The 7,480-nt window shown below is 48.2% G+C and carries 6 protein-coding genes; 2 read left to right on the top strand and 4 right to left on the bottom strand.

The genetic code is table 11. The features are described 5' to 3' along the window. From V5P19_RS20020 to V5P19_RS20005, 4 genes are all read right to left on the bottom strand, one after another. Positions 1 to 3,377: Ig-like domain-containing protein (locus tag V5P19_RS20020; RefSeq protein ID WP_334406786.1), on the bottom strand; the 3,377-nt coding region annotated here is incomplete at its 3' end. Between the two features lie 49 nt (positions 3,378 to 3,426). After that, positions 3,427 to 4,386: an OmpA family protein gene (locus tag V5P19_RS20015; RefSeq protein WP_334406785.1), complete on the bottom strand. Its 960-nt coding sequence runs from the start codon at positions 4,384 to 4,386 to the stop codon at positions 3,427 to 3,429. A 78-nt stretch (positions 4,387 to 4,464) separates the two neighbouring features. Then, complete coding sequence (locus V5P19_RS20010) at positions 4,465 to 5,055, bottom strand: LuxR C-terminal-related transcriptional regulator (protein ID WP_334406784.1); 591 nt, start codon at positions 5,053 to 5,055, stop codon at positions 4,465 to 4,467. Positions 5,056 to 5,081: 26 nt separating this feature from the next. Continuing rightward, positions 5,082 to 5,471, bottom strand: coding sequence for a helix-turn-helix domain-containing protein (locus V5P19_RS20005; RefSeq protein ID WP_334406783.1), 390 nt, complete (start codon positions 5,469 to 5,471; stop codon positions 5,082 to 5,084). Positions 5,472 to 6,155: 684 nt separating this feature from the next. On the opposite strand from V5P19_RS20005, the gene V5P19_RS20000 reads away from it, so the two are divergent. Beyond that, entirely contained in the window at positions 6,156 to 6,944 is a 789-nt protein-coding gene (locus V5P19_RS20000) for a winged helix-turn-helix domain-containing protein (RefSeq protein WP_334406782.1), read from the top strand. Further along, entirely contained in the window at positions 6,941 to 7,411 is a 471-nt protein-coding gene (locus tag V5P19_RS19995) for a hypothetical protein (RefSeq protein ID WP_334406781.1), read from the top strand. Before V5P19_RS20000 ends, V5P19_RS19995 begins: the two co-directional genes overlap by 4 nt. Positions 7,412 to 7,480: the final 69 nt, after the last annotated feature.

Genomic DNA, 7,480 nt, shown 5'->3' with positions numbered 1-7,480 from the left:
TCGGTTTCCGGCGTGTAGCTCCAGTTGCCGTTTTCATCCACCGGCGCGCTGCCGATCAGGTTGCCGTTGTCGTAGATGTTGACGTGATCGATATCGTCGGTAGCCTGACCTGCAAAGGTCGGACGGGTATCATCGGTAGTACCGCCGTCAGCGATCGGGCCGGTTACCGGACCCACATCGTCGGTTAGCCCCAGCGAACCATCCACGATCCCGGAGGTGGTATTGTCCGGCGCGGTGGTGTCCACGGTGAAGTCCCAGCTTCCGTCGTCGGTGCCGCTGGTCTGTGGACCTTCCTGGCCCGCCTTGTCCACCGCGGCCACCGTCAGGGAGTGATCCCCTTCCGCCAGATCGGTTTCCGGCGTATAGCTCCAGTTGCCGTCTGCATCTACCGGCGCACTGCCGATCAGGTTGCCGTTGTCGTAGATATTGACGTGATCGATATCGTCGGTGGCCTGACCTGCAAAGGTCGGACGGCTATCATCGGTGGTATCGCCGTCAGCAATCGGTCCGGTTACCGGACCCACATCGTCGGTCAGCCCCAGCGAGCCATCCACGATCCCGGAGGTGATATTGTCCGGCACAGTGGTATCCACGGTGAAGTCCCAGCTTCCGTCGTCGGTGCCGCTGGTCTGTGGACCTTCGTTCCCGGCCTTATCTACCGCGGCCACCGTCAGGGAGTGATCCCCTTCCGCCAGATCGGTTTCCGGCGTGTAGCTCCAGTTGCCGTTTTCATCTACCGGCACGCTGCCGATCAGGTTGCCGTTGTCGTAGATATTGACGTGATCGATATCATCGGTGGCCTGACCTGCAAAGGTCGGACGGGTATCATCGGTGGTATCGCCGTCAGCGATCGGGCCGGTTACCGGGCCAACATCGTCGGTCAGACCCAGCGAGCCATCCACGATCCCGGAGGTGATATTGTCCGGCGCGGTGGTGTCGAGGAGGAAGTCCCAGGCCGCATCATCAGTGCCGCTCACCTGAGCACCCTCAATACCGGCGTTGTTAACTGCCGCGACGGTAAAGGCGTGGCTACCTGCAGACAGGTCAGTTTCCGGCGTGAAGCTCCATGCACCGCTGGTCTGATCCACCGCCGCGCTGCCAATCTTCGTGCCGTTGTCGTATATATTGACACTGGTGACACCTGACGCCAGCCCCTCTGCGGTAATGGTACCCGCGTAGGTTGGGCGGGTGTCATTGGTGCTGCTGCCATCGGCGATGGTACCGATGACCGGTGCAACATCATCCGTCAGCGTGATACTGCCGCCTTCAAACACGCCGGTACCTGGCGCATTGGTTTCAAGGGTGAAGTTCCAGGCCGCATCATCGGTGCCGCTAACCTGCGGGCCTTCCAGTCCCGCCTTGTCCACCGCCGCTGCGGTAAAGGCGTGATTGCCCGCCGCCAGATCGGTTTCCGGGGTGAAGCTCCAGTTGCCTTCCGCATCCACAGGAGCGGAGCCAATCAGGGTGCCATTGTCATAGATATTAACGTGGTCAATGTCCGCAGTGACTTTACCGTTGTAAGTCGGGCGCGTGTCATCGGTCGTACTGCCGTCAGCGATGGAGCCAACAACGGTGCCGACATCATCCAGCAGATCCAGCGAGCCGCTGACGATCCCGGAAGTGGTGTTGTCCGGGGCTGTAGTGTCCACGATAAAGTCCCAGCTGCCGTCATCGGTGCCGCTGGTCTGGGGACCTTCGTTCCCGGCCTTATCTACCGCTGACACGGTCAGGGAGTGATTGCCCTCGGTCAGATCGGTATCAGGTGTAAAGCTCCAATTGCCGTCTGAATCTACCGGCACGCTGCCGATCAGGTTGCCATTGTCATAGATATTGACGTGATCGATATCATCGGTGGCCTGACCGGTGAAGGTTGGACGGGCATCATCAGTAGTACCGCCGTCAGCGATCGGACCGGTTACCGGACCAACATCGTCGTTCAATCCTTCAGAACCATCCACGATCCCGGAGGTAGTGTTATCCGGTGCAATAGTATCCACCGTGAAGGACCAGCTGCTGTCGGCAGTGCCGCTTACCTGCGGGCCTTCGTTACCACCTTTGTCCACCGCTGAAACGGTGTATTCATGGGTAGAACCTTCCGCAAGGCTGGTCGTCGGCGTATAGCTCCACGAGCCGTCGCTTTTCACCGCTACGCTGCTCACCAGGGTACCGTTATCGTAGATATTAACGTGATCGATATCGGCGGTGACCTTACCGGAGTAAGTAGGACGCGTATCGTTTGTCACGCTGCCGTCAGCAATCACGCCTGTAACTGGCGCAACATCATCCGTTAGCGCGATAGAACCAGCGACAATTCCAGAGGTGATATTATCCGGCGCGGTAAGATCCGGCCGGTCAATTGAGAGCGGTGGGGAGACGTTGCCAGCGGGATCTTCCGCCACAATCGTGACATTCTTGTCCCCTTCACTGATAGGGTTAGGCTGAATGCTCCAGTTGCCATCTTCATCAGCGGTGACGGTGGTGGTGGTGCCATTATCAGGATCGGTAATAGTCACTTTGGAACCTGGCTCAGCCGTCCCAGCCAGCCCGCCATCATCATTTTGCGTTAACGTCGGAATCTCTGGCGCGGTGGTATCTTCATAGCTACCAGTCACCGTGGCGGTACTGCCATCCGAGGCCGTTACCGTAACGGTAATGGTGCCGTTAGGCTGGGCGGTAGGCGCTTCTACAGTCCAGTTGCCATCTTTGTCGGTGGTGGTGGTCAGCGTTGTGCCGTCCGGCAGGGTAATGGTTACCGTGGAGTCCGGGCTGGAAGAGGTGCCAGAAAGCTCAGGGCGACCATCTTTATCAGCATCAGTGGCCGGATTAATGGTAACGCTCATGGGGGGTTTGCTGTGGCTTGAGCCGTCGTCATCATCGGATGCCGCATAAGCAATACCGGCGATTCCAGCCGCCGCCCCGCCCAGCAGCAAGAAGGGCAGCCAGGCAAAGTTATTACCGTCAGCAACGGGATCGGCGATGCTTGAAGCATCGCCGCCTAACGCAACCTGACTCTCCTGACCGTCAATCATGGCGGGCGGATAATCCGCTACATCGCCAGACGTCGGAATGTATTCATAGTATTGTCCATTTTCGGCCTGGCCAATTAAATGCACGCCATCATTATCATAATAATCCTGCAAAATGACATCCGGAGCGCCTTCGTCTCCACCATCAAAGAATAAAACTAGATTATTTCCGACACGCTTAGTCGAAACTACCTGTGGCGCATGGCCAGTAGCTTCGTCAATAAGCTCAATATTATATTTTCCACTATGCGGCACCTGTAATACCGTAGCGGCATGTTTTCCTGCTGTGACTTCGTGAGACGAAACAATCCCTTTAGTCCCACGTAAATTAATTTTTACCATGGTAACCATTTTTTATCCTTATCTAACAAGGTATGAATAAATGTCAGAACAAAAGTTCTTATCCTACTGCGTGTTGTTTAGTGCCGTATATTTCCACTTCCACTCTTCTGTTTGGCTGATTGCACTCAATAAGCTGCTTTTTCTTCAAATTGCGAGCCTGGCAATCAGTAATAAGAAGATTCGTCGACCCCATCCCCTGAGAAGTAATGACATTTTCAGGTAACCCTGATTCGATAAGTAATGACACAATAGTTTTTGCTCGTTTCTCCGAGAGTCGCTGGTTATATTCAACGTCCCCAAGCGGGTCGGTATATCCTTTGACGATAATTTTATCCAGCGTCTTATAATCACTATCAATCTGGACAGCCAGCTTTTGTAGCGTTTGAGCAGCGCCTGGCAACATGCCGCCGCGGTCATGGCGGTTCAGCTTAAAGAGCGCGGAAGAGCTGATAGAATAGATCCCGGTCGGGCAATTATTGTCTTCCACTACGCGTGATACCGTATGTGACTGCACCTTCACATTGGCTAAGACCTGTTTCGCCTGATCGCGATCGACCCAACGTGTGACCACTTTCCCTTGGTCATCGGCGGCAACCTGATAGAAATAGAGTGTACCCGGCTCTAAATCCGGTGTTTCCTCGACGGCTCTCAAAGGATTTTTCACATCATCATTCATATCGCCGGGAACCACGCTCAGCTCTTTTTTGCCAGGGCAAAGGGAAAGCGCCACAGCTTGATGCTCCGGTAAAAGGCTGGCGTGATAACTACCGTTAAGAAAAATGTTAAGGGGCTTTGCTGCAAGCGTATCCTGATCGCGAGCTAGCCGAAATATTACTACACGCGCCCGGGTATCTTCTGTCACCCACTGGTCTTTACCCGGTGAGGTATCTAATACCCACGGAGAATGCGCTTCAGATTTTGACTGCGTTTCCTGCGCGTATGCGCAAGAGCCAAAGGTAAAGCTGCTTATAAAAAAGGTAAACAACAGCTTTATAAATAGTTTTTTGGTCACGTCCATATTATTCCATAGATTAAGCATGACAATGTTTTCCCAAAGAAGTGTTTCGCCATAGCCACCTAATACCAACACGGTGAATTAAAGTGTGTTTATGGGGAGTTCACTCATTCTTCTTGAAATATAACTGTTGAGATATATTAGCGATCTACTGCTTATCCTCCTGACACCAAGTTTATTAAGAGCATTCAGTTTGTACGTAGAAAACGTTTTAATTGAAATATTCAGTCTCTCTGAAATGTCTTTCGGTGAATCTCCATTGATATAGTGCATTAAAACTATGTTCTCCCTGTCAGAAAGGCTTAAAGACTTCCTCGCATAGCGTCGCTGACAATTTTTAACGATATTTTTCAACCTGGTTATCAGGCTTGCAAGACGCGCTTTGTCCGGTACTGCAAGAATAAAGCTATTGCACATGAAATCTTGTACACCAAAACGTTCAACAATAAATACGACATTCGCTCCGCTATAAATATCGCTGGTAAAAAAATCTATTGATTGTGTTTTATTACGCAGATCAAATAAGATCAGACTGCCGGGCAGAGCCTCTTCAGTGTTAATAATCTCGTCATAACTCATCTCGGACAGACAAACCTCAAATCCAGCTTCAGTCAAAAGGGTAATCATCCCTAACTTAAAATAGATATCATTAGACAAGACGTATGCTTTCATATTGACTATCCTCGCTATAAAATAACCTATACTTCTTCCCTAATTAAAAATAAAGGCCTGACACTGTCTTTCTTAATTGAAAAGCCTTTGGTCTCTATCGTTTCAATACGCATAATAAAATCGTGAGAAACACCAAGCATGGCTAATTTAAATCTGAGTGATTGCATTACTTGCCATAGCCGCTGACTGGACGACTTGAGCCCATGCAAATCCCATACGTTGTAAAGAATCTCTTCAGTAGTCACAATTCGATCGCAGGCATTTTGCAGCAGATAAACAAAGAGCCGCATCATTGTCTCTCGCATGACGAAAAATTTCTGTGGTGTTCCTTTACAATCGTAACTCGTGACTTTCTTATGCATAATATCGAATTGAAAATTCTCACCGATATAGTACCCAACGAGTTCTTTTTCCATAAAAGAATTGCCTCACTTTTTAAATACAAGTTCACAGAACCCACACAGCAGCACAATGTTGCTACATCATATTTTTAATAAAAAAAAAGAAAACAACTAAATAGCTCAACAAATAATCAAAATAATTAACTGTAAAGAAATTTAAAAATAGTAATTTATGTCGAACACAGTCATCAGAGGCACCCATAATTTAACAACACAATAACATTAGTTATAAAGTGGTTATTCGTTTGCACCAAAGTACACATAAAAATAAAACACCGAATTTCAACAAAAGGCAGAACAAAATTTTAGTTCATGGCCTGGTGCCCCGTTCCTCCTCACTTTCAGCGAACCACGCGCCAAAATCAACGCGAAAGAGCTCTTTCAGGGCTCTAATATATGCAAACGTATTTACATAAAAAAAAGATATGTAACTCATTGATATATAGAGGGTAAAAAAATTCTTAATGGCATTATTAAGATCTTAATCAAAGCTCTATTTATAGAAAAAAGCGGGCCTTGCTCTTATCATATGTCGCCATGACGCGCCCCCTGTCGGGGAAAATTGTGCTTAAAATCGGAACGCCAGCCACTTACGTTCGAAAATGAAATACTTGCATCCCGGCAACATAACGTGTATTTATTATGCCACTTTGAATTGTATATATATGAGACTACTACCGGCCATAGTGATAATTTTTCATGCAAAAAAAATATTTAATTAACAATTTTGTTGAATTTCAGCCCAGCAATAGTTTGCTCGTTTGTCACACAGAGCCGGTTCGCAGAGTTGTGTTACCATTACCTTCTGCCCGCTGCTTTACTCTGCTGCTGGAAAGAGGGGAGCTCGTTACCCATAAAGAGTTTTATCCTTATGTATGGGGTAATGAAGCAGCTCAGATCATGCCTAACAACCTATATCAAAACATATCGTTACTTCGTAAAGCGCTACGCAGTATTACCCCAGATGGGCACACTTGGGTGGTAACCGTACCGAGGCAAGGGTTTAGACTTTCCCCGTCTGTGGAGGTGGAGGTAAAGCGAAGTGAAGAGCAAGAACCCTACCCAGAAGCGCCTGACGTAACGCGGGTAATAACATCCGTAAATAAAAACCTCCCTTCAGATTACATTGCTCAACATCTTCCCCAACTCTTCAAATACTGTAGTTATTTTTTTCTTGTTGCCCTGGCGATTGTTTGCTATCTGGTCGTAGATCAATATACCTATAAAAAAACGGAATTCGCTGATAATTTCTTTTTGTACAAGTCCTATGATTTGTGTAAGTTGAACATTAATAAAATTGCCCGCCCGCCTTATTTACATGAAAAATTTTTACCTTTCATTCTTCAGAAATGCTCACACTCACCTCATGTATATATTACCGCCTATAACGTTTTACCTTTAGCGTCTATTATAATCTGCGAAAAACCTATCTCTTATAACAAACCTAACTGTGATTCATTCTTCGTAACGGAGGGAGGAGAATCATGAGAAAACAATTTTCTTACGGAATATTAGTAACAGCAGTGAGCATGGTGCTCCTGACAACATTTATCTTGCTCAACAGAAGCCATCAACAACGACATTTTAGTTGCTATACGCATTACCATTCCCGTAAAAATACATTAAGTCTGAATGTCATATTACGGTTTGATTTTAATGGCGATGAGGGGATTGTAACGATGACGGGGAGAGTTAACGATGAACGCGGCGGGTCACAGGTGGTCAATAAAAAAATGCTCTATTCCTTTACACATACCGCTTCTCATTATCTTATGATTTCAAAAAAGAAATTTACCCCACCCCATGACGAAGCGGATGATGCATCACTCGCTCAGTTTGTTGCCCCCTTTTTCTTTGAAGAGGGGCATAAGCTGCTCTATCGCTTTTTTGCCCAGAAGAACGGGGACTATCTGATCGAGGATGGCAAACTACCGCTAGGGTATTGCCAAAGCTAAGCAGGTGATGCAGAAAGAAGGATATACCAGGCAGTGGCAGGGTTTAGGGTGACGAGAGGGCATATCATT

Source organism: Enterobacter sp. UNJFSC 003 (assembly GCF_036903355.1).
In the GTDB taxonomy this organism is placed as follows: Bacteria; Pseudomonadota; Gammaproteobacteria; order Enterobacterales; family Enterobacteriaceae; genus Enterobacter.
The sequence above is the reverse complement of the archived record's forward strand: the minus strand, read 5'-3'. Positions and strand labels throughout refer to the sequence as shown.

Excerpts from the sequence above, each read along its gene's own strand:
- V5P19_RS20005 (WP_334406783.1), bottom strand. The coding sequence starts at position 5,471 with ATGGAAAAAGAACTCGTTGGGTACTATATCGGTGAGAATTTTCAATTC.
- V5P19_RS20000 (WP_334406782.1), top strand. The coding sequence starts at position 6,156 with ATGCAAAAAAAATATTTAATTAACAATTTTGTTGAATTTCAGCCCAGC.
- V5P19_RS19995 (WP_334406781.1), top strand. The coding sequence starts at position 6,941 with ATGAGAAAACAATTTTCTTACGGAATATTAGTAACAGCAGTGAGCATG.
- V5P19_RS20015 (WP_334406785.1), bottom strand. The coding sequence starts at position 4,386 with ATGGACGTGACCAAAAAACTATTTATAAAGCTGTTGTTTACCTTTTTT.
- V5P19_RS20010 (WP_334406784.1), bottom strand. The coding sequence starts at position 5,055 with ATGAAAGCATACGTCTTGTCTAATGATATCTATTTTAAGTTAGGGATG.